This window comes from Curtobacterium sp. MCJR17_055, from assembly GCF_003224335.1.
Taxonomy (GTDB): domain Bacteria; phylum Actinomycetota; class Actinomycetes; order Actinomycetales; family Microbacteriaceae; genus Curtobacterium.
In genome coordinates, this window is the sequence record NZ_QKLF01000005.1 from 1 (window position 1) to 18469 (window position 18469).

Annotated in this window: 21 protein-coding genes; 5 read left to right on the forward strand and 16 right to left on the reverse strand. The window is 72.5% G+C overall.

The features are described 5' to 3' along the window. The coding region (locus DEJ16_RS11865) for an MFS transporter (RefSeq protein ID WP_309146413.1) at positions 1-1411 on the reverse strand (1411 nt) is incomplete at its 3' end. A gap of 298 nt (positions 1412-1709) precedes the next feature. Here DEJ16_RS11865 and DEJ16_RS11870 point away from each other — a divergent pair. The 5 genes from DEJ16_RS11870 (at position 1710) to DEJ16_RS11890 (ending at position 5791) form a co-directional block, all read left to right on the forward strand. Further along, positions 1710-2579 carry a helix-turn-helix transcriptional regulator gene (locus DEJ16_RS11870; RefSeq protein ID WP_110825499.1) on the forward strand — a complete coding sequence of 290 codons (870 nt, stop codon included), beginning with the start codon at positions 1710-1712 and terminating at the stop codon, positions 2577-2579. 148 nt (positions 2580-2727) lie between these two features. Then, complete coding sequence (locus tag DEJ16_RS11875; RefSeq protein ID WP_110825498.1) at positions 2728-3747, forward strand: zinc-dependent alcohol dehydrogenase family protein; 1020 nt, start codon at positions 2728-2730, stop codon at positions 3745-3747. 29 nt (positions 3748-3776) lie between these two features. Then, positions 3777-4199: a cupin domain-containing protein gene (locus DEJ16_RS11880; RefSeq protein ID WP_110825497.1), complete on the forward strand. Its 423-nt coding sequence runs from the start codon at positions 3777-3779 to the stop codon at positions 4197-4199. Further along, positions 4196-4510: a carboxymuconolactone decarboxylase family protein gene (locus tag DEJ16_RS15990; RefSeq protein ID WP_258365954.1), complete on the forward strand. Its 315-nt coding sequence runs from the start codon at positions 4196-4198 to the stop codon at positions 4508-4510. The genes DEJ16_RS11880 and DEJ16_RS15990 overlap by 4 nt, the downstream gene beginning before the upstream one ends. A 63-nt stretch (positions 4511-4573) precedes the next feature. Beyond that, on the forward strand, positions 4574-5791 hold the full coding sequence (locus DEJ16_RS11890; protein WP_110825496.1) for an MFS transporter: 1218 nt from the start codon (positions 4574-4576) through the stop codon (positions 5789-5791). A gap of 80 nt (positions 5792-5871) precedes the next feature. On the opposite strand, the gene DEJ16_RS11895 is transcribed toward DEJ16_RS11890, so the two are convergent. The 15 genes from DEJ16_RS11895 to fliD form a co-directional block, all read right to left on the reverse strand. After that, the gene (locus tag DEJ16_RS11895) at positions 5872-7047 is read right to left on the reverse strand and encodes a flagellar hook protein FlgE (RefSeq protein WP_110825495.1); all 1176 of its coding nucleotides are present in this window, start codon (positions 7045-7047) and stop codon (positions 5872-5874) included. Between the two features lie 46 nt (positions 7048-7093). Beyond that, on the reverse strand, positions 7094-7534 hold the full coding sequence (locus DEJ16_RS11900; RefSeq protein ID WP_110825494.1) for a flagellar hook assembly protein FlgD: 441 nt from the start codon (positions 7532-7534) through the stop codon (positions 7094-7096). A 26-nt stretch (positions 7535-7560) separates the two neighbouring features. Further along, a complete protein-coding gene (locus DEJ16_RS11905) occupies positions 7561-9153 on the reverse strand; it encodes a flagellar hook-length control protein FliK (protein WP_110825493.1) in 1593 nt (530 codons plus the stop codon). Beyond that, on the reverse strand, positions 9150-9884 hold the full coding sequence (locus DEJ16_RS11910) for a C40 family peptidase (protein WP_110825492.1): 735 nt from the start codon (positions 9882-9884) through the stop codon (positions 9150-9152). Before DEJ16_RS11910 ends, DEJ16_RS11905 begins: the two co-directional genes overlap by 4 nt. Further along, entirely contained in the window at positions 9881-10306 is a 426-nt protein-coding gene (locus tag DEJ16_RS11915) for a flagellar FliJ family protein (RefSeq protein ID WP_110825491.1), read from the reverse strand. Before DEJ16_RS11915 ends, DEJ16_RS11910 begins: the two co-directional genes overlap by 4 nt. Next, the gene (locus tag DEJ16_RS11920) at positions 10306-11646 is read right to left on the reverse strand and encodes a FliI/YscN family ATPase (protein ID WP_110825490.1); all 1341 of its coding nucleotides are present in this window, start codon (positions 11644-11646) and stop codon (positions 10306-10308) included. Before DEJ16_RS11920 ends, DEJ16_RS11915 begins: the two co-directional genes overlap by 1 nt. Beyond that, a complete protein-coding gene (locus DEJ16_RS11925) occupies positions 11643-12272 on the reverse strand; it encodes a hypothetical protein (RefSeq protein WP_110825489.1) in 630 nt (209 codons plus the stop codon). The genes DEJ16_RS11920 and DEJ16_RS11925 overlap by 4 nt, the downstream gene beginning before the upstream one ends. Further along, positions 12265-13302: a flagellar motor switch protein FliG gene (gene fliG / locus DEJ16_RS11930; protein ID WP_110825488.1), complete on the reverse strand. Its 1038-nt coding sequence runs from the start codon at positions 13300-13302 to the stop codon at positions 12265-12267. The genes DEJ16_RS11925 and fliG overlap by 8 nt, the downstream gene beginning before the upstream one ends. After that, a complete protein-coding gene (fliF, locus tag DEJ16_RS11935; RefSeq protein ID WP_110825487.1) occupies positions 13299-14963 on the reverse strand; it encodes a flagellar basal-body MS-ring/collar protein FliF in 1665 nt (554 codons plus the stop codon). The genes fliG and fliF overlap by 4 nt, the downstream gene beginning before the upstream one ends. Next, the gene (gene fliE / locus DEJ16_RS11940) at positions 14963-15268 is read right to left on the reverse strand and encodes a flagellar hook-basal body complex protein FliE (RefSeq protein WP_110825486.1); all 306 of its coding nucleotides are present in this window, start codon (positions 15266-15268) and stop codon (positions 14963-14965) included. Before fliE ends, fliF begins: the two co-directional genes overlap by 1 nt. Beyond that, positions 15268-15663, reverse strand: a complete 396-nt coding sequence (locus tag DEJ16_RS11945) for a flagellar basal body rod protein FlgC (RefSeq protein ID WP_258365955.1) — start codon at positions 15661-15663, stop codon at positions 15268-15270. The genes fliE and DEJ16_RS11945 overlap by 1 nt, the downstream gene beginning before the upstream one ends. Next, complete coding sequence (locus DEJ16_RS11950) at positions 15660-16004, reverse strand: flagellar basal body protein (protein ID WP_110825485.1); 345 nt, start codon at positions 16002-16004, stop codon at positions 15660-15662. The genes DEJ16_RS11945 and DEJ16_RS11950 overlap by 4 nt, the downstream gene beginning before the upstream one ends. 159 nt (positions 16005-16163) lie before the next feature. Further along, positions 16164-16490 (reverse strand): hypothetical protein, encoded by a 327-nt coding sequence (locus DEJ16_RS11955; RefSeq protein ID WP_110825484.1) that lies wholly within the window; start codon positions 16488-16490, stop codon positions 16164-16166. Next, on the reverse strand, positions 16480-16962 hold the full coding sequence (gene fliS, locus DEJ16_RS11960) for a flagellar export chaperone FliS (RefSeq protein ID WP_110825483.1): 483 nt from the start codon (positions 16960-16962) through the stop codon (positions 16480-16482). Before fliS ends, DEJ16_RS11955 begins: the two co-directional genes overlap by 11 nt. 17 nt (positions 16963-16979) lie before the next feature. After that, positions 16980-18383, reverse strand: a complete 1404-nt coding sequence (fliD, locus tag DEJ16_RS11965) for a flagellar filament capping protein FliD (RefSeq protein ID WP_110825482.1) — start codon at positions 18381-18383, stop codon at positions 16980-16982. Positions 18384-18469: the final 86 nt, after the last annotated feature.

Consider the following 18469-nt stretch of genomic DNA (forward strand, 5'->3'; position numbering starts at 1 on the left):
AGATGTGTATAAGAGACAGGAGCATCCCGACGACGACGAGCAGGGCGGCGACGGCGGCGAGCCCGAGCCCTGCGACGGCGAGGCCGTCCTGGAACGCGCCCGAGCGTACGGCCGTCCACCCGGACGTGGTGATGCTCCCGGTGACGAAGGCGGCGACGACGGTCCCCGCCACGGCGACCGCGGCGCCCCCGGCGAGTTCACTCGAGGTGTCGACGAGAGCGGCACCGACCGAGGTGCGGTCCGCAGGCAGACCCGAGAGCACCGAAGCGCCGGCGACGACGCCGACGACCCGCATACCGGCGGCGACGAGCACGAGCGCGATGAGCACCCACACGTAGCCGAGGCGGCTCAGGGCGCCGAAGACGGCGAGGCCCGACACGACCGCGGCTGCGCTCGTCCACGCAGCCCGGCCGAGGCCGACCCGGTGGACGATCGGCCCGACGAACCTGCCGCCGGCCAGCAGGACGACGACCTGCGGCAGGGTCCCCAGCGCAGCCAGTGCCGGCGGCCACCCCCAGGCGAACTGCAGCTGCAGCGTCACGAGGTACGACAACCCGGCCACGGCGAGTCCTGACGCGGCCTTGAACGCGAGACCGCTGGACACCAGCGGTCGGGCGAGCAGGTGCAGGTCGATCAGCGGGTGCGGCGCCGTCCGTTCGCGGACGACGAAGCCCGCCGCTGCCACCGCGGCCAGGGCGAGGGTGGTCCACCCCCACGGGGAGGTGCTCCCCGGGTGGACGAGGAGGGTGGGCGTCACGAGCGCTGCCGTCACGGTGGCGGTACCCAGCAGCCCGCCGATGACGTCGACCGGGTCGCGCCGGAGGGCTGACGCTTCGTCACGGGCGACCCCGAGTCGGATGCCGACGAGGGCGAGCAGCGCGATCGGCACGTCGGCCAGCAGCAGCACCTGCCACGGGGCGACGGCGAGGACGAACCCGCCCACCGTCGGGCCGACGGCCAGTCCGACGAGCCCCGCGGTCGAGATGACGGTGAGCGCCCGCACGCGGAGCCCCTCGTCGTCGAAGAGCCGGAACGCCAACGCCATCGACCCGGGGGTGGTCATCGCCGCGGCGATGCCCATCACGACCCGCACGGCGATGAGCTGCCCGGTCGTCGTGACCGCTGCGGTGGCGAAGCTCGCCACCGCGAGCAGGACGAGGCCGGACAGCATCACCCGGCGACGGCCGACACGGTCGGCCACGGCGCCGAAGAGCAGCATGAGCCCGCCGAACGCCACCGAGTAGGCGCCCGACACCCACTGCAAGCCCGTCGTCGACGACCTCAGGTCGCGGCCGATGCTCGGCAGGGCGACGTTGAGCACGGAGTTGTCGAGCATCTCGAACAGGAACACCGACGAGAGACCCGCCAGGGCAACCCAGGCATCGGAGAGACGAGAGGGGCTGGGCGACACGGGGCACACTCCTTCGCGAGAAGAAGTGGCGACTCGTTCGATGCCGCGTGCTGGTGCGCCACACAGAGCAGCGCCTTTTACCTCAGTGATCGTGACCCTACACGGACGGAACGTCGGAGCGCCAGCCGGAGATGATCCACGTTGCCGCCCGCGACGAGTGCAGCGCAGAGCGCCGGGTCTGGTGGCGGATGGACGGCGGCGTGCCCTGCGATGGCACTGGCATGGTCCCGTACAGGGGCCGCGACGTGTACCGGCAGGGTGTGCCTGCCCGGTTGCCGATCGCCTATCGTGCTTCGACATGGACGACCACGCTGACGCTGCACAGTTCCTCTCCTCGCGCCGGGCCCGCATCAGCCCGGAGCAGGCCGGCATCCAGGTGTCCGGTGTGCGTCGCGTCCAGGGTCTCCGACGCGGTGAGGTCGCGACCATCGCCGGGGTCAGCCCTGAGTACTACGCCAAACTCGAGCGCGGTGCACTCGCCGGCGTCTCCGCGTCGGTGCTCGACGCCCTGGCTCGTGCGTTGCAGTTGGACGACGCCGAGCGTGCGCACCTGTTCCACCTCGCTCAGGCCGCCGACGGCACCGCCGCCGCCATGCGGCCTCGGCGGCGTCCCGCGAAGCAGTGGAAGCCACGCCCGGCGCTGCAGTGGGTGCTCGACAGCATCACTGCCCCGGCCATCATCCGGAACGGTCGCATGGACTTGCTCGCAGCGAACCACTTGGGTCAGGCCATGCACGCCGCCCTCTACGACGCCTACCCGGGGGAGACGCCGAACTTCGTCCGCTACACCTTCCTGCACGACGACAGCCATGGCTTCTACCCGAACTGGGACGTCGCCGCGGACACCGCCGTCGCGATCCTGCGGACGGAGGCCGGTCGCGACCCGCACGACAAGGCGTTGCAGGACCTCGTCGGGGAGCTCTCCACGCGGAGTGCCGATTTCCGGCAGCGGTGGGGCCGCCAAGACGTACGCCTCCACGGCGCGGGCAGCAAGCTGTTCCACCACGCCGTCGTCGGGGACCTCGACCTCGCGTACGAGAGCGTCGACATGCTCTCCGATCCCGGCCTGTCGATGACCATCTACGCAGCCGAACCCGGGTCCCCGACCGCGCACGCCCTCGAGCTGCTCGCGTCGTGGACCGCGGCCTCGGCGACGCGCACCGATTGATCCTTCCCGTCCCCGATCCGTCCTCGGCGGTGTGGGGTCCTCTCTCCGTACACCCCACACCAGGAACTCCCTCTTCTGCGCAGCCACCGCTTGAGTGGAGGACATGGCACCCCGCCCGGTGCCGTGTCCCCGAACAAGGAGCAGTCCCATGCGTGGAGTGGTCATGAACGCGCCCGGCGACGTCACCGTCGAAGAGCGCGAAGACCCGACGATCGTCGAGCCCACCGACGCCGTCATCCGGCTGGCAGCGACGTGCATCTGTGGTTCCGACCTGTGGCCGTACCGAGGCGCTGAGCCAGTGGACCACTGGCCGATGGGCCACGAATACGTCGGCGTGGTCGAGGAGATCGGTGCCGACATCACGACCGTGCAGCCCGGCGACTTCGTCGTCGGGTCGTTCTGGGCCTCCGACAACACGTGCGAGATCTGTCAGGCCCGGTACCAGTCCTTCTGCACGCACCGGGTCCTGATGGGTACGATCGGCACGCAGTCCACGAAGGCACGCATTCCGCTCGCCGACGGCACCCTGGTGAAGACGCCCGGGCTGCCCGACGCTGACCTGATCCCGTCGCTGATGGCTGCGTCGGACGTGCTCGGCACCGGTTGGTTCGCCGCCGTCGCCGCCGAGGTCGGCCCCGGCAAGACCGTCGCGATCGTCGGCGACGGCGCGGTCGGACTCTGCGCGGTGATCGCGGCGAAGCAGCTGGGCACTGACCGGATCATCGTCTCCAGCCGTCACGCGCACCGGCAGGCGCTGGCCCGCGACTTCGGCGCCACCGACGTGCTCGAGGAGCGCGGCGACGACTTCATCGCCATGGTGAAGGAACTGACCGACGGACTCGGCGCGCACAGCACGGTCGAAGCCGTCGGCACGCAGGGCGCCATGGACCAGGCCATCGGCGCCACCCGCCCCGGTGGGCACCTCGGCTTCGTCGGCGTCTCCCACGACCTGACCATCACGGGCGACACCTTGTTCGGGTGCGGTGTGAGCATCCACGGTGGCCCCGCGCCGGTGCGCCGCTTCCTGCCTGAGCTGATCCAGCTCATCTGGGACCGGGAGATCGATCCGGGCAAGGTCTTCGACCTCACCCTCCCGCTCGACCAGGCCGCCGAGGGCTACAAGGCCATGGACGAGCGTCGCGCCACGAAGGTGCTCCTCACCCTCTGACCGGCCACCAGCATCCCGAAGGAATCATCATGGAACACAGATCAGTGACGCCCACGGCGCACGGCCCCGGCGCCACCTTCACCGGTGACGTGTGGGTGACCCCCATCACCGGGCCGACCGCACCCTCCCGACTCACTGCCGCGCTGGTGCGCTTCACGCCCGGAGCTCGCTCCAACTGGCACTCCCACGACGTCGGACAGACGTTGCACGGCGTCGAGGGCAGCGGCTTCGTCGGCACCCGCGACGGGCGAGTGGTCCGGATCCGCGCGGGCGAGACCGTGTGGCCCCCGCCTGGGGAAGAACACTGGCACGGTGCTGCCGACGACACCCTGATGGCGCACCTCGCCCTGCTGGACGTGAACGAGGACGGCTCCGACCCCACGCGTTGGCTCGAGCCCGTCACCGACGAGCAGTACCAGGCCGCGCACACGTCCGCAGGTACCACCCGATGAGCAACCAGCCCCGCCAGGTCGGCGGTGGTCGCCGCGCCATCGGCGACATCGCCCCGAAGCTCGCCGCCCTCACCGATGACGTGCTGTTCGACGACGTCTGGAACCGGCCCGGCCTCGCTGCCAGGGACCGCAGGTTCGTCACCGTGGCGGCGCTCATCGCTGGTGGCGACGCCGCACAGCGCATCGTCGGCGCGACGAAGGAGCACCACCTCTCCGACGCCGCAGCGGCCGTGCACATCGAGCTCACCGACGACGAGGTGCACGCCCTCGAGCGGCACGACGCCCTGCGCCGACCGAGCTACTACCGCTGATCCCAGCGGCCCGGCGGGACCACTCCCACCGGGCCGCCTCTTCCCCCGATCGAGAGGAACGACATGACGAACGACGCGATGACGGCGGCGCCTGCTGGGACTGCCGCACCGGAACGCATGCCATGGCTCAGCCTGTTCCTCCTCACCGCCATGGGGTTCGTGCTCGTCACCATGGAGACGATGCCGGCCGGGCTGCTCTCCGCGATGGCCAGCGGCCTCAGCACCAGCGAGAGCACCATCGGGCTGATGATCAGCGCCTACGCCCTCGGCACGATCGTCGTCACGGTCCCCGCGATCACCCTCACCCGCGGATTCCGCCGGAAGCCCCTGCTCCTCACCGCGATCACCGTACTGGTGCTGGGGAACACCCTCACCGCGCTGTCCGGGGTCGTGGCGCTCTCGCTCGCATCCCGCCTGCTCGCAGGAGCCGCCTCCGGGGTGGTCTGGGGCATGTTCGCCGCGTACGCCCGGAAGATCAGCCCACCGAGCCGTGCTGGCCTCTCGCTCGCCGTCGTGTCCGTGGGTGCGCCGCTCGGGTTCGCCCTCGGAACACCGCTCGGGTCCGCACTCGGCACCGCCTTCGGCTGGCGGTGGTCATTCGGCGGCCTGAGTGCCATCGGCATGATCGTGCTGGTGCTGATCGTGGTCGTCGTCCCCGACGTCGAGGGACGACCAGCCGCCTCGCGCCTTCCCGTCCGACGCGTCATCAGCAAGCCCGGCGTCGCGGTCGTGCTCGCCGTCATCGCCGCCTGGATGCTCGGCCACAACACCATCTACACGTACATCGAGCCGTACCTGCGCGTCGCGGGGAACGGCATCGGGGTCGACGTGCTGCTGCTGCTCTACGGCATCGCCTCCGTCCTCGGTGTCGCGATCACCGGAGCCGTCATCGACCGCCACCCTCGGACCCTCCTCCACGCGAGCGTCCTCGTCTTCATCGCAGCCGCCGTCACCCTGCTCACCGTGCACGCATCGGCTCCGGCGGTCGTCGTCGCCGCGGTGCTCTGGGGACTCGGTTTCGGAGGAGCGTCGACGCAACTGCAGACCGCCCTCACCGTCGCCGGCGGTGATGACGCGGACGTCGCCAGCGCGTTCCTGCCCGTCGCCTTCAACGTCGCGATCTTCGCCGCGGGCATCGTCGGCGCCCTGCTCCTGACGGCGTTCGACGGGCTCGTGCTCCCCGCCACGATGACCGTCCTCGGCGTGGTCGCGTTCGTGCTCACGCTCGTCGGCCGACGCACCGCCTTCCCCGCGCGCTGGCCCGCCAGCGACGACGCGTAGGCCGCGCCACAGGGACAGGGGTGCTCCCGCAGGACTGCGGGAGCACCCCTGGACAGGAGCCGGCGGAGCCCCCCGTGGACTCAGCGCTTCAGGTTCGTGAGCTCCTGCAGCACCTCGTCCGAGGTGGTGATGATGCGCGCGTTCGCCTGGAAGCCGCGCTGCGCCACGATGAGGTTCGTGAACTCCTGCGACAGGTCGACGTTCGACATCTCGAGCGTGCCCGCCGCGAGGGAGCCCACGCCCGCGGACCCCGGGACGCCGACGGCCGCCTGGCCGGAGTTCGCCGTCGCGCGGTAGCCCGACGCCCCGGTCTTCTCGAGGCCGGCCGGGTTGGCGAACGTGGCGAGGGCGATCCGTCCGACGGCGAGCGAGGAGCCGTTCGAGAACGTCCCCATCACGGTGCCGTCCTTCGAGATGGAGTAGCTCTGCAGCGACCCCGCCTCGTGGCCGTTCTGCGACGAGATCGACGCGGTGTTCAGCGCCGCGAAGCCGGTGAGCTGGGTCATGTCGACCGCGATGCCACCGACCTGCAGGGTGGCGCCGCGCGAGATCTTGCCGTCGGTGCCGAAGGCGATCGTCCCGGTGGCCGAGGTGCCCTGCCCGTTCGAGGCCGCGACGGACCAGCCGGTGGCCGTCTTCGTGTAGGCGAGCGAGAGGGTGTGCTTCGTCCCGTACTGGTCGAAGACGGTGGCGTCGCGGTTCAGGGTCTCCCCCACCGCGGTGTCGGACGGCAGGTTGCCGGACACGGTGGCGGCACTCGTCGCGGTGGCGGGTGCGGCGGCCTGCAGCGGCAGGGTGATGTCGGTGAGCTGCCCGCCGTCGTTCACGACGCCGTTGGTGGCGGAGTAGCCCTGCACGATCTTGCCGTCGGCGGTGACGAGGCGACCGTCGGCGTCGAAGTCGAACGCGCCGGCGCGGCTGTAGACGGTGTCGTTGCCGAGGCGGGTGACGAAGAAGCCATCACCGGAGATCATCAGGTCGGTCGCCTTGCCGGTGGCCTGCGCCGAGCCCTGGGCGAAGTTGGTCGAGACACCGGCGACCTGCACGCCGAGACCGATCTGCGCGGGGTTCGTGCCGCCGATGCCGGTCTGCGGACCACCGGCACCCTGGGTCATCTGGGAGAGGGTGTCCTGGAACACGGTGGTCGAGGTCTTGAACCCGACGGTGTTCACGTTGGCGATGTTGTTGCCGGTGACGTCGAGCATCTGCTGGTGCGAGCGGAGGCCGGAGATGCCGGAGTAGAGCGAGCGGAGCATGGTGCGTCCCTTCGTGGACGAGGAAGCGGAGGAGGAGGAGGGAGGGTCAGGAGCCGGAGGCGGTGGAGATACCGGAGATCACGTCGAGATCGACCTCCTTCCCGTTCACGGTCACGGTCGGCACGCTCTCGGCGTAGGACACCGCGGTCGCGGTCCCGGTGACGGCCTTGCCCGAGGTGGCGTCGGTGTAGCTGACCTGCTTCCCGACGAGGTTCGCGGCGGCCATGCGCATCTGCAACGAGAAGCCCTCGTTGGCCGTCGTGGTCTGGTTGGTGATCTGCTCCATCATCGCGAGCTGCGTCTGCTGGCTGATCATCTGGTTCGTGTCCATCGGCGACGACGGGTCCTGGTTGCGGAGTTGCGTCACGAGGAGCTTCATGAAGACCTCGGAGTCCATCGTCTGCGACCGCGAGGACGCCGCGTCGGCCGCGAGGGCGGCGGCCTGCGTGGCGGTGTCCACGGAGCCCGTGATCCCGTCGAGTGGCATGTCGTGTTCCTTGTCGTGGTGGCCGGTCAGGCGAGGACGTCGAGTCCCGCGGTGCGGACGGTGGTCGAGGCGGAGGGGCGGTCGGAGGCAGCGGTGAGGCGGGCCTCCCGGCCGGCCAGGCGGGGGTCGGTGCGGACCGTGTCCGGACCTGCTCCCCGGCGGCCGTCGCGGGCTCCGGCGTCGGCCGGGTCACCGCCCGGCCGGTTCTGGGCGGACAGGTCGAGGGTCGTGCCGCCCGCGGCCTCGCGGCGCAGGTCGGGCAGGATCTGGCGGACGGCATCGCGCCCGGCATCGGAGGCGGCGAACAGCTCGACGTGCATGCCGTGCCCCGTGACGTGGGCACGGACCGTGACCGGACCGAGCGCGTCGGGCGTCAGCTGCACGGTCACGACGTGCTGACCGGGACCGGCGGCCGCGAGCGAGAACAGCGGTCGCGCGAGCTGCTGGGTGAGGGGCTGGTTCGGCGCTGCGGTGCCGGTGGGGGCGGCGGGTGCGGTTGCGCCGCTGGTCGACGCGGTCGACCCGGTGGTCGCCGGGGCGGCGAGCACGACCGGTGCGTCTGTTCCGGTCACGGCCGGGAGGCCCGTCCCGCCCTGGTCGGGAGCGGCTGCGCCCGCCGCGTGGCCGGGTCGAGCGGCGCCCGACTGCGCGCCACCGGCTGCCGCGCCGGCCGTGGTCGGAGCGGCCGTGGCCGGGGTCGCCAGCGCCGGGGTCGCCAGCGGCGGGGTGGACAGCGGCGGGGTGGACAGCGCCGGAGTGGACAGGGCGGGAGTGGCCGGTGCCGGGTCTGCCTGAGCGGGAGCGGACTGCCCGGTGGCCGACGGTGCCGTGGCGACCGGTGTCGGCGTACCGACCCCGCTGCCCGTCGCGCCCGCTGTCGAGCCGCTCGGGGAACCGGTGGCGGCAGCTGCCGGGACCGCGATGGCCGGGACCGCGCCCGTCGCGACCGCGGCGCCGGCGTCCGGGGATCCCACGGCGACGATCGGTGCGGAGGGGCCCGAGGGCCCGCCGGCGCCGTCGGCCGTGACGACGTCCGCGGCACGAGTGGTCTCGCTGCCGGTCGAGGACCGGTCGGCGGCGGTAGTGGACGGTCCGGACGCGGGAGCGAGTGCTCCCGCCGTGTCGAGGCCGGTCGGAGCGGCAGCGACGGCGGCGGACGGACCGCCGGTCGTCACCGCGACGGTCTCCGGGCCGGCCGTGGTCGGCTCGCCCGGGTCTGCAGCGCCCGGGGTCCCACCGTTCGCCGCCGGGACCGGCGCAGCGGATACGGGACCGGACTGCGTACCCGACGCCACCGTCCCACTCGTCGGCACGACCGGGAGGGTCCCGCCGAGAGGGACCACACCGGCGTCGACGACCGACGGGTCGCCGGCGGGGGCTGTGGCGTCGGCGTCGGCGCTCGGTCGGGCGGCGGTGTCGGCCGACGACCGGCTCGCGGACGAGGTCCTGCCGTCCCGGGCCACACCGCGTTCGTCGGACCGCCCGGAGGCGAGCTGCGCGGCGGCGGTCGTCAACGCCAGTCCGAAGCCGGCAGCGGCGTCCGGCCTGCTGGTGCTCCGGCCACGGGACGCGTCGACCCCCGGGGCGACTCCGGACGGCGGAGCGGTCACGGCGTTCATGCGGCGCTCCCGGCGAGGAGCGACTTGAGTGCCGCGGTCTGCAGGTCGGTCGTGCTCGGCGTCCCCGCTGCACCGACCGTCGGGACGGCCTTCGCGGCGGCAGCGGCTGCTGCCTCCTGGGCGGAGGGGACGATGCGCCGGATGGTGGCGATGTCGCCGTCCGAGTACCAGTTGTCGACGATCCGGACGTCCTTGCCGGGCCGCGGCGCGTGCAGGACCTTGCCGTCGCCCAGGTAGATGACGATGTGCCCCTCGCCCTTCGGGATGATGAGGTCACCGGGTTGCGCCTGCGCGAGCGACGGCACCGCGACGCCCATGTCGGCCTGGTCCGGCACGACGCGGGGCATGCTCACGCCGAGGTCCTTGAAGACGGTCTGCACGAGACCGGAGCAGTCCATGCCGGCCCGGGTCTCGCCGCCGAATACGTACGGGACGCCGAGGTACTGCTTCGCGGCGGCGACGACGTCGTCCCCGGTCGCGCCGCTGCCGGTCGCGATGGTGCCGTGCCCGGCGTCGACGGAGGTCGCGGGGGCGGCGGACGCGGCGGCCGTGCTCGCCGGAGCGGCGGGCGCCGCCGTGGCGGAGCCGGTGCCGGTACCCGTGGCGGTGGCCAGGGCGTCGGCGAAGGCGGACGAGGACGCGGCGGACGTCGGCACGGTGGTACCGCCCTGCAGCGTCTCGATCCGGCTGCGGATCTCACTGATCCGCGAGAGCACGGCGTCGATGCTCATCGGCTTCCCCCTTCGGTGCGGCGGCGCGCGGCGATCTCGTCGAGCGCGGTCTGTTCGGCACGCAGGTCCTCGGCGGCGACACGGCTGGTGTGCTGCCCCTCGAGCTTCTCCAGCCCGAGGGCGGACCGGCGTGCGGCGTTGTAGGTCTCCTGCGCCCGCTCGGCGTCGGCACGGCGGGACCGGACGACGGCGTCGAGTTCCTCGAGCATCCCCCGGGTCGCGGCACGGGCCGACGCGACGGCGCTGAGCGTCGCTGCGTCGGTCACCGTCTGCGGCTCGTCGTCGAGGGTGCGGCGTGCGGCCATCCGGGCGTCGGCGGCGTCGCGGACCCGTCCGTTCGCGTCGGCGAGGGACGCTGCGGCACGGTCCTGTTCGGCGTGCCGCAGGCGGAGGAGCCCGGCGAGCGGGAACCGGCGCGCCATCAGGACACGCCCCCGGACACGCCGAGCGTGCGGACGAGACCGGCCAGTCGCTCCCAGGACCCCGCGGCGGTGACCTGCTCGGCCATGCCCTGCCGCAGGAACCCGTCGATGGCGTCCTGGTGGTCCACGGCGGCGTCCACGAGCGGGTTCGTCCCGCGCTGGTAGGCACCGACGTCGAGCAGGTCCTGGGCGCTGCGTCGCGCTGCCATGACCTTCCGCAGGGTGGTCGCGACCGCCCGCTGCTCGGGGGTCGTCACCTTCGAGGCCACGCGCGAGATCGACCCGAGCGCGTCGACGGACGGGAAGTGCCCGGTGACCGCGAGCTTGCGGTCGAGCACGACGTGTCCGTCCAGGATGCTGCGCGCCGCGTCGGCGATCGGCTCGTTGTGGTCGTCGCCGTCCACGAGCACGGTGTACAGCCCGGTGACGCTGCCGACCCGGTCGGTGCCGGCACGCTCGAGCAACCCGGCGAGCACGGAGAAGGTCGACGGCGGGTAGCCCCGGGTGGCCGGGGGTTCCCCGACCGACAGCCCGATCTCGCGCTGGGCCATCGCGACGCGGGTGAGCGAGTCCATCATGAGGACGACGTCCTGGCCGGCGTCGCGGAACGACTCCGCGATCCGGGTGGCGACGAAGGCCGCGCGCAGCCGCATGAGGGCCGGTTCGTCGGACGTCGACACGACGACGATCGACCGCGCGAGCCCCTCCGCGCCGAGGTCGTCCTCGAGGAACTCGCGCACCTCGCGGCCGCGCTCGCCGACGAGGGCGATCACGTTGACGGCGGCGTCGCTCCCCCGCGCGATCATCGACAGCAACGAGGACTTGCCGACGCCGGAGCCCGCGAAGAGCCCCATGCGCTGCCCCCGCCCGACCGTCGTGAGTGTGTCGAGCACCCGGACGCCGAGCTGCAGCGGGGTGTCGATCCGGGTGCGCGCCATCGCGTTCGGCGTGTCGTGGTCGAGCGGGACCCACGCGTCGGTGTCCAGCGGTCCCCGGTCGTCGATCGGCCGTCCGAGCCCGTCGAGCACCCGCCCGAACAGGCCGGTCCCGGTCGGGACGAGGACGGGTCGCCCGGTCGACCGCGCCGGTGTGCCCGCGGTGATGCCGGTGAGCCGTCCGAGGGGCATGCAGCGCACGCCGGACGCGTCGGTGGCGACGACCTCGACGGCGGTCTGCTCGGCGCCCTCGGCCCCGACCGTGATGACCTCGCCGACGCGGGCGTCGAGCCCGGCGATCGTCAGCCCGAGACCGACCGCGCTCGTCACGGTCCCGACGCGCTGCGGGCGGGCCGCGGCGACGGCCACGTCCAGACCGCGTGGCCGGAGCAGGGTCGCCGTCACCGGAGGACCCCGAGCGCGACGCGGGCGCGGGCGAGCGCTGCGTCGATCCGGGCGTCGAGGACGCCGTCCGGCAGGTCGACCACGGCGTCGCCGTCCCGCAGCGCGGGGTCGGCGACCACCGGGACCGGCAGGGTCACGTCGGCGAGCACGGCCGCGTCGGCCGGGCTCAGCCGCACCGCCGTCGCGACCGGCGTGTCCGCGGCCGCGAGGGCGCGTCGGACGGTCTCCTCGGCCGAGGCGGCGCGTCGGCCGGTCGGACCGCTGCCGTCGCCGTCCGGACGGGAGGCCCGGATCGCGGACCCGACGACGGCCTCGGCGAGGTCGACGGCCGCGGCGGCGACGGACTCCTCGGCGGCCGCCAGCACCGGTGCGACCCGGGCCTGCAGCGCTGCCGCGGCGCGGTCGAGGACGGCGACCCGTTCGGCGACGACGGCGTCGAGGGCCGCGAGGCGCGCCTCGTGCTCGGCGACGAGCCCTGCACGGAGCGCCTCCGTCTCGACCTGGGCGACCCGGAGACCGGCTGCGTAGCCGGCAGCGTGCCCACGGACGTCGGCGCTCGCGGCGCGGCGGGTGACCGCGGCGTCCGTGATGACCGGGAACGCGACCGGGGCGAAGGCGTCAGTCAACGAGCTCGTCCTCCTCGGCACGGTGCACCGTGATGACGCCCTGGGCCTCGAGCTCGCGGACGGACCGGACCACCTCGGCGCGGGCCTCCTCGACCTGCGACACCCGGACCGGGCCCATCGACTGCACCTCGTCGTCCAGGAGCTCGCGGTTGCGCTCGGACACGTTGGCGCGGATCGTCTCGACGACCGCGACCGGGGCGCCCTTCATGGCGGTGGCGAGGATCTTCGAGTCGATGCCGCGCAGGACCTGCTGGATGTCGCGCGACTCGAGCTTGACGATGTCCTCGAAGGTGAGCATGCGGGAACGGATGTCCTCGGCGAGCTCCGGGTCACGGGCCTCCAGGCCGTCGAGCACGGCCTTCTCGGTCGCGACGTCGGAACGGTTGATGATCTCGACGAGCGGCGCGATGCCGCCGACGACCTCGACGCTCTCGCGGGGCGAGACGACGGCACCGGCACGCGCACGGAGGACGCCGGCGACGATGCCCACCGACTCCGGGGTGGCGGTGCCCATGGTGGCGAACGACTGCGCGACGTCCGTCCGGACCCGCTCGTCCACGCCGGCGAGCACGGCGCTGGCCTGCCCCGGCTTGAGGTGCGCGAGGACCAGGGCGATGGTCTGCGGCAGCTCGCCCTCGAGCAGGGCGATCACCTGCCCGGGCTCGGCGTCGTCGAGGAACTCGAACGACTGACCGGCCAGGTTGGAGGCGAGACGGTCCATCACGCCGGCGGCGCGCTCGGCCCCGAAGGACGCCTCGAGCAGCCCGAGCGCGGTGTCCTTGCCGCCGCGGCGACCGGTGCGCCCGGTGCGGGTCAGGCGGTGGAACTCGCTGAGCGTGCGGTCGACGGTCTCGTCGTCGACGCGACGCATCCGCACGATCTCGGCCGAGATCTCCTCGGCCTCGAGTTCGGAGAACTGCTTCATCACCTCGGCGGCGCGCTCGGTCTCCATCTGCATGAGGATGAGCGCCACCTTCTGCGCGCCGGTCAGCTGCCGGTCGGTGCCGGGCGCGGGGACGACGGCGCTCACACCGACGCCCGGTCGTCGAGCAGCCCGCGGAGGAGCTCGGCCGTGCGCTTCGGGTCCCGCTCGGCGAGGGCGGAGATGTCCTGGCGCCGACGCTCGGCCGTGATCTCGTCGGTGGTGAGCACCTCCGTCGGGGCGTCCTCGACGGGCAGGGCCTGCAGGGCGACGGTCGGCGCGTCCCCGGCGTCCAGACCCGTGCGGTGGTCGGCCGGTTCGACGGCGAGCGGCAGCTGGAACGCATCGCCGAACGCGTCGAGCTCGCCGATGTCGACCTGCTCACGCTGCTGACGCCGGCTGCGGCGGGCGAGGAACACCATCACCGCGACGAGTGCCAGCACGACGCCGACGACGATGCCCGCTGTGCGGATCGCCGACCAGAGCGCTTCCTGCTCGTCCGCCTCCTGCTGCGCCTCGAGCGCTTTCGCCGCGTCGTCCGCGGCGCTCGTGTCGAAGTCCATCATCGCGACCTCGACCCGGTCGCCCCGCGCCGTGTCGATGCCGGCGGCGTTCGCGACCAGGTCGTTGATGCTCTGCAGGTTGACGCCCTGCACCGACGTCGCCCCGGAGTTGAGCGCGACCGAGATCGTCTGGCGGTCCATCGCCCCGGCCGGGATCTGGGTGGTCTCGGTCGTCTTGTCGACCGCGTTGTTCTTCGTCGCCGACTCGTTCTGGTAGCCGCCGTCCGTCCCGGCGCCCGCGGTGCCGTTCGGCACGGCGATGTTGTCCGGACCGAGGACACCGGTGGCGTTCGCGCCGGCACCGGAGCCCGCGCCGTACTCCTCCTTCGTGGAGGACTCGTTGAGCGCGACGGGGCCGGTCGTCGGCGTCGTGTAGGACTCGGTCGTCCGGGTGCCGGAGTTGTCGCTCATCGTCGCGGAGACGACGACGCTCGCGTTGCCGGCGCCGAGCGTCGTGTCGAGCAGGTCCTGGATCTTCTTGCTCGTGGCGGCGTCGTAGTCGGCGGCCTGGTCGGTGCCCGAGCCGGTCGCGCCGGTGCCGACCGCGGACAGGGTCTGCCCCTTCTGGTCGACCACGGACACGTCGGTCGGCTGCATGCCCTCGACGGCGGCGCTCGTCAGGTGCACGATCGCCTGGACCTGGTCCGAGCCGAGCTCGGCGCCGTTCTTCGTCGCGATGAACACCGACGCGGTCGGGTCCTTCTCCTCGTCGACGAACACGGACTTCTCCGGGATGGCGAGTTGGACGCTCGCGGTCTGCACGCCGTCCATCGCGGAGATGGTCTTGGCGAGCTCGCCCTCGATCGCCCGCTTGTAGGTGACGTCCTGCTGGAACTCGGAGCTCGTCACGCCCATCGTGTCGAGCAGCGAGTAGCCGCCCTCGTTCGAGGACGGCAGCCCGTTCGACGCGGCCGCGAGTCGCTCCCCGTACACCTTGTCCTGCGGCACGAGGATCGTCGCCCCGCCGTCGGTGAGCTGGTACGGGACGCCGTCGGTGGTGAGCTGGTCGGTGATCGAGCTCGCGTCGGCGGCGGCCAGCCCGGTGAAGAGCGGCGCGTAGGACGGCTTGCCGAGCCAGGACGCCAGCGCGATGCCCCCGAGCACGAGGGCGGCGATGCCGATGACGGCGATGGTCCGCTGCGCGGCGGTGAACCCCTTGACGTACGCGCCGAGCCGGCCGAGCACGCCCTGCATCCCCGCGGGCATCAGGCCTGCATCCGCATGATCTCGTTGAACGCGTCGACGCCCTTGTTGCGGACGGCGGCGACGAGTTCGAGGGTGACCTGCGCGCGGGTGGACGCGATGGTGGCGTCGTGGATGTCGTCGAGGTTGCCGGTGACCGCCTTGAGCGCGAGCGTCTTCGAGTCGCTCTGCAGCTGCTGCAGGCCGTCGACGGCGGACCCGAGGCTCGCGGCGAACCCGTCGCCGCCGTCGCTCGTGGTGCCGGACACGCTGGTCGCGGCGTTCGTCATCGCGTTGGTGGTCACACCGTTCACGGCGTCGATGGGCATCAGTTCTTCCCGATCTGCAGTGCCGCCTCGTAGGCGGTCTTGGCACGGTCGACCACGGCGGCGTTCGCCTGGTAGCCGCGCTGGGCCATGATGAGGTCCGCCATCTGCGTCCCGAGGTCGATGTCCGGCATGCGGACGTACCCCTCGGCGTCCGCGAGCGGGTTGTCCGGCTCGTAGGTCACGCGGCCGGCGGCGCTGCCGAACGCAGCGCCCTTCACGTACGCGCCGGACACGCCGTTGCCCTCCTGGACCTCGACGTACCGGGCCTGGAACGCGGAGTCGTCCATCGACCGGACGGTGTTGACGTTCGCGATGTTGTCGGAGATCGCGTCGAGCCACTTCCGGTGCACGGTCATGCCGGTGCTCGCGATGCCGATCGCGTCGAAGGTCGTCACGAGTTGGTCCGCATCGCCGTGCGGAGGCTCGTGGCCTCACCGCCGACCGCCTGCGTGGCGAACTGGTAGCGGAGCACGGTGTCGACGTTCGAGAGCGTCTCCTCGTCGAGGTTGACGTTGTTCCCGTTCGTGTTGGTCGGCTCGAGGCTCCGCGCGACGGACGGCGCGGTGTGGCCGTCCCCGTCGACGATGCTCTTCGCGAGCGCGTCCTCGAACCGGACCTTCTGCGCCCGGTAGCCGGTCGTGTTGATGTTCGCGATGTTGTCGGCGATCACACGCTGACGCATCGAGAGACCGTCGAGCGCGCTCTGCAGCGCAGCCGACGTCACGGAGTCGAACACGGAGGGGTCCCCTCGTCGGGCGTCGTCACCGAGGACGTCGCCGAAGCGGTGGTGGCCGATCCCTGGCCTGTCGTCGAGCGATCCGTGCTCGGGATGGCCTATCGGCGGGTCCGTCGAGCCGTGTAAGCCGTCGCCCCGAACGGGGGGCCGACGGGTGCGTCAGGCGCTGGCGTCGAGGTACACGGAGCCGGACGGCAGCCGCGTGGCGTCGACGGCGCGCAGTGCGCCGAGGTGGTCGAGGGCGGTGCGGCGGGCGTCCTCGACGGCGACGATGCGGTCGCGCTGCGCGGCGAGCAGCCGGGAGGCGCGGCCCACCAGGTCGCGCGGGACCGGTCCCAGCCCGGTCGGTTCGGTCCACGGCTCGTCGGCGGTCGCGCCACCGTCGAGCGTCGCCTCGAGGGCGTCGAGCACCGCTTCCCAGCGGGCGCGCGAGTCGCCGTGCGCGTCGAACGGACCCGCGGCGTCGGTCTCCGACTCAGGCGACACCGAGGGCCCCGCCGGCGGTCTGCTGCGGTGCGGCCGGGGTCGCCGGCAGCGAGGCGGCCGCGTCGTGCCAGGCCTGGCGGAGCGGCTCGAGGATCCGGATGCAGTCACGCGTGGCCTGCACGTCCCGGTGCACGTTCGCGGTGATGAGGGACGTCGACGCGTAGTTGTACACCGCGAGCAGTCCCTCGCCGCCGTCCCACATGTCGATCTTCAGCGTGGACGACAGCTCCCCCACGATCGCCTGCGCGTGCATGAGCTGGTCGCGGGCGGCGTCCCAGTCGGACGCCACCTGTGCGGTCTCGGCGCGGTGCAGGTCGAGCAGCAGTCGGTCGTAGAGCATCGTGACGAGCTGCGCCGGGGTCGCCGACAGGACCGCCTCGTTCGTGTACTGGGCACGGCGCTGCTCGGTCACCGAACGTGGCGTCGCTGCCTGCCGGAAGGCGGCCGCGCCGCTGAGGTCGTAGGCGTTCATGTCGGTTCTCCTGCGGCTCAGTTCGCGGACATCGACGCGAGCTGCCCGGCGAGCCAGCTCGACTGCGACTGCAGCTTGCTGAGGCTCGTCTCGAGCGCGGCGTACTGGGTCTGCAGCGTCGCCCGACGCATGGTCAGGCGGTCGGTCCACGAGTCGATCTGCGTGGTGAGGTCCTTGACCACGGACTGCTTGCCCGTGATCGCGGTGGTGATGGAGCCGGAGTACTTGTCGCTGGCGGTGGTGGCGGCGTCCGCGACGGCCTCCGCGACGCCGGACAGGATCGCCTGGGTCCCGGCGGGGTCGGCCGCGAGGGCCTTCTGGAAGGCGGCTGCGTCGAAGTCGAAGTCGCCGTCCTTCGAGATGACGATGCCGATGGAGGACGGGGACTTCCCGTTCACCGGTGTCGACATCGCGCTCGTCAGCCGTTGCACGGCCGAGCGGGTGGTCGCGTCGCCCAGCAGGACACCGGCGGTGGTGGTGGTCGTCCCGTTCGTCGGGCTGGTGGTGCTCGTCACGCCGGTGTTCGAGGCGTAGTAGGACGTGACGGCGTTCAGCGCGTCGACGAGTCCGGACGCCACGCCCTGCGCCATCGTCGTGTCGCGGGCCACCGTGATCGTCACGGGGTCCGCGGACGTCTTCGAGACGGTGACGTTGACACCCGGCAGCAGGTCGGTGAACGCGTTCGTCGCGCTGGTCACGGTCTGGGCGGCGGCGGAGCCCGCCCACAGCGTGACCGAGGCGTCGGCGGCCCGGGTCACGACGGCGGCGCCGGTCTCGGCGAACACGTCCGTCGCGGTCCCGGCCGTGACGTCGGCGGCGGTCCCCCGGTGCAGGGTGAAGCCGTTCGCCGCGCCGGTGGCGGTGCTCGTCAGTTGCAGGCGGTAGAGCTTCGTGCCGGCGGCGTCGGTGCCGGCGGCGACCTTCGTCGCGGTGACCCCGGCGGTGGAGGCGTTGATCGCCGTCACGGTGTCGTCGAGCGAGCCCGTCTTCGGCGTGACCGTCGTGGTCGTGCCGTCGGGCTTCGTGAACGTCAGCGGCGACGCGGTGTCCCCCCAGGACGACATCGCGGCGGTGACGCCCACCTGCGCGGCGGCGGTCTGCCCGACGGTGAACGAGACGGAACCGGGCGTGGCCGCCGCACTCGTCGACACGGTGGCGTTCGTCGCGCTCGACGTCGCCGTGTACAGGTCGAGCGAGCCGGCCTTCGCCGCGGCGGAGGCCTTGGTCGCGAGCGACTGCACGAGCCCGTTGATCGTCTGCAGGGACGAGATGAACGAGTTGGTCGTCGTGACCTTCGCCTTGAGCAGGGTCTGCGGGACCTGCTCGATCGACATGAGCGAGTTGATGAGCTCGGACGTCTTCAGGCCGGAGACCAGGCCGTCGATCGCGAGCGAGGTGCTCGTCGCGGACGTGGTGGACATCGCGGGCTCCCCGGCGGTCGTCGGATCGAGGTGGTGGCGGACCGACCGCGGTCAGTCCGAGGGGGTGGGCGCCACCACCGAGGAGC

What these genes read in the sequence shown, in the direction of transcription:
- DEJ16_RS15990 (WP_258365954.1), top strand. Translation starts at nt 4,196, where the DNA reads ATGAGCAACCAGCCCCGCCAGGTCGGCGGTGGTCGCCGCGCCATCGGC.
- DEJ16_RS11890 (WP_110825496.1), top strand. Translation starts at nt 4,574, where the DNA reads ATGACGAACGACGCGATGACGGCGGCGCCTGCTGGGACTGCCGCACCG.
- DEJ16_RS11880 (WP_110825497.1), top strand. Translation starts at nt 3,777, where the DNA reads ATGGAACACAGATCAGTGACGCCCACGGCGCACGGCCCCGGCGCCACC.
- fliF (WP_110825487.1), bottom strand. Translation starts at nt 14,963, where the DNA reads ATGCCCGCGGGGATGCAGGGCGTGCTCGGCCGGCTCGGCGCGTACGTC.
- fliE (WP_110825486.1), bottom strand. Translation starts at nt 15,268, where the DNA reads ATGCCCATCGACGCCGTGAACGGTGTGACCACCAACGCGATGACGAAC.
- DEJ16_RS11900 (WP_110825494.1), bottom strand. Translation starts at nt 7,534, where the DNA reads ATGCCACTCGACGGGATCACGGGCTCCGTGGACACCGCCACGCAGGCC.
- DEJ16_RS11870 (WP_110825499.1), top strand. Translation starts at nt 1,710, where the DNA reads ATGGACGACCACGCTGACGCTGCACAGTTCCTCTCCTCGCGCCGGGCC.
- DEJ16_RS11910 (WP_110825492.1), bottom strand. Translation starts at nt 9,884, where the DNA reads ATGAGCATCGACGCCGTGCTCTCGCGGATCAGTGAGATCCGCAGCCGG.
- DEJ16_RS11895 (WP_110825495.1), bottom strand. Translation starts at nt 7,047, where the DNA reads ATGCTCCGCTCGCTCTACTCCGGCATCTCCGGCCTCCGCTCGCACCAG.
- fliD (WP_110825482.1), bottom strand. Translation starts at nt 18,383, where the DNA reads ATGTCCACCACGTCCGCGACGAGCACCTCGCTCGCGATCGACGGCCTG.
- DEJ16_RS11905 (WP_110825493.1), bottom strand. Translation starts at nt 9,153, where the DNA reads ATGAACGCCGTGACCGCTCCGCCGTCCGGAGTCGCCCCGGGGGTCGAC.
- DEJ16_RS11915 (WP_110825491.1), bottom strand. Translation starts at nt 10,306, where the DNA reads ATGGCGCGCCGGTTCCCGCTCGCCGGGCTCCTCCGCCTGCGGCACGCC.
- DEJ16_RS11875 (WP_110825498.1), top strand. Translation starts at nt 2,728, where the DNA reads ATGCGTGGAGTGGTCATGAACGCGCCCGGCGACGTCACCGTCGAAGAG.
- fliS (WP_110825483.1), bottom strand. Translation starts at nt 16,962, where the DNA reads ATGAACGCCTACGACCTCAGCGGCGCGGCCGCCTTCCGGCAGGCAGCG.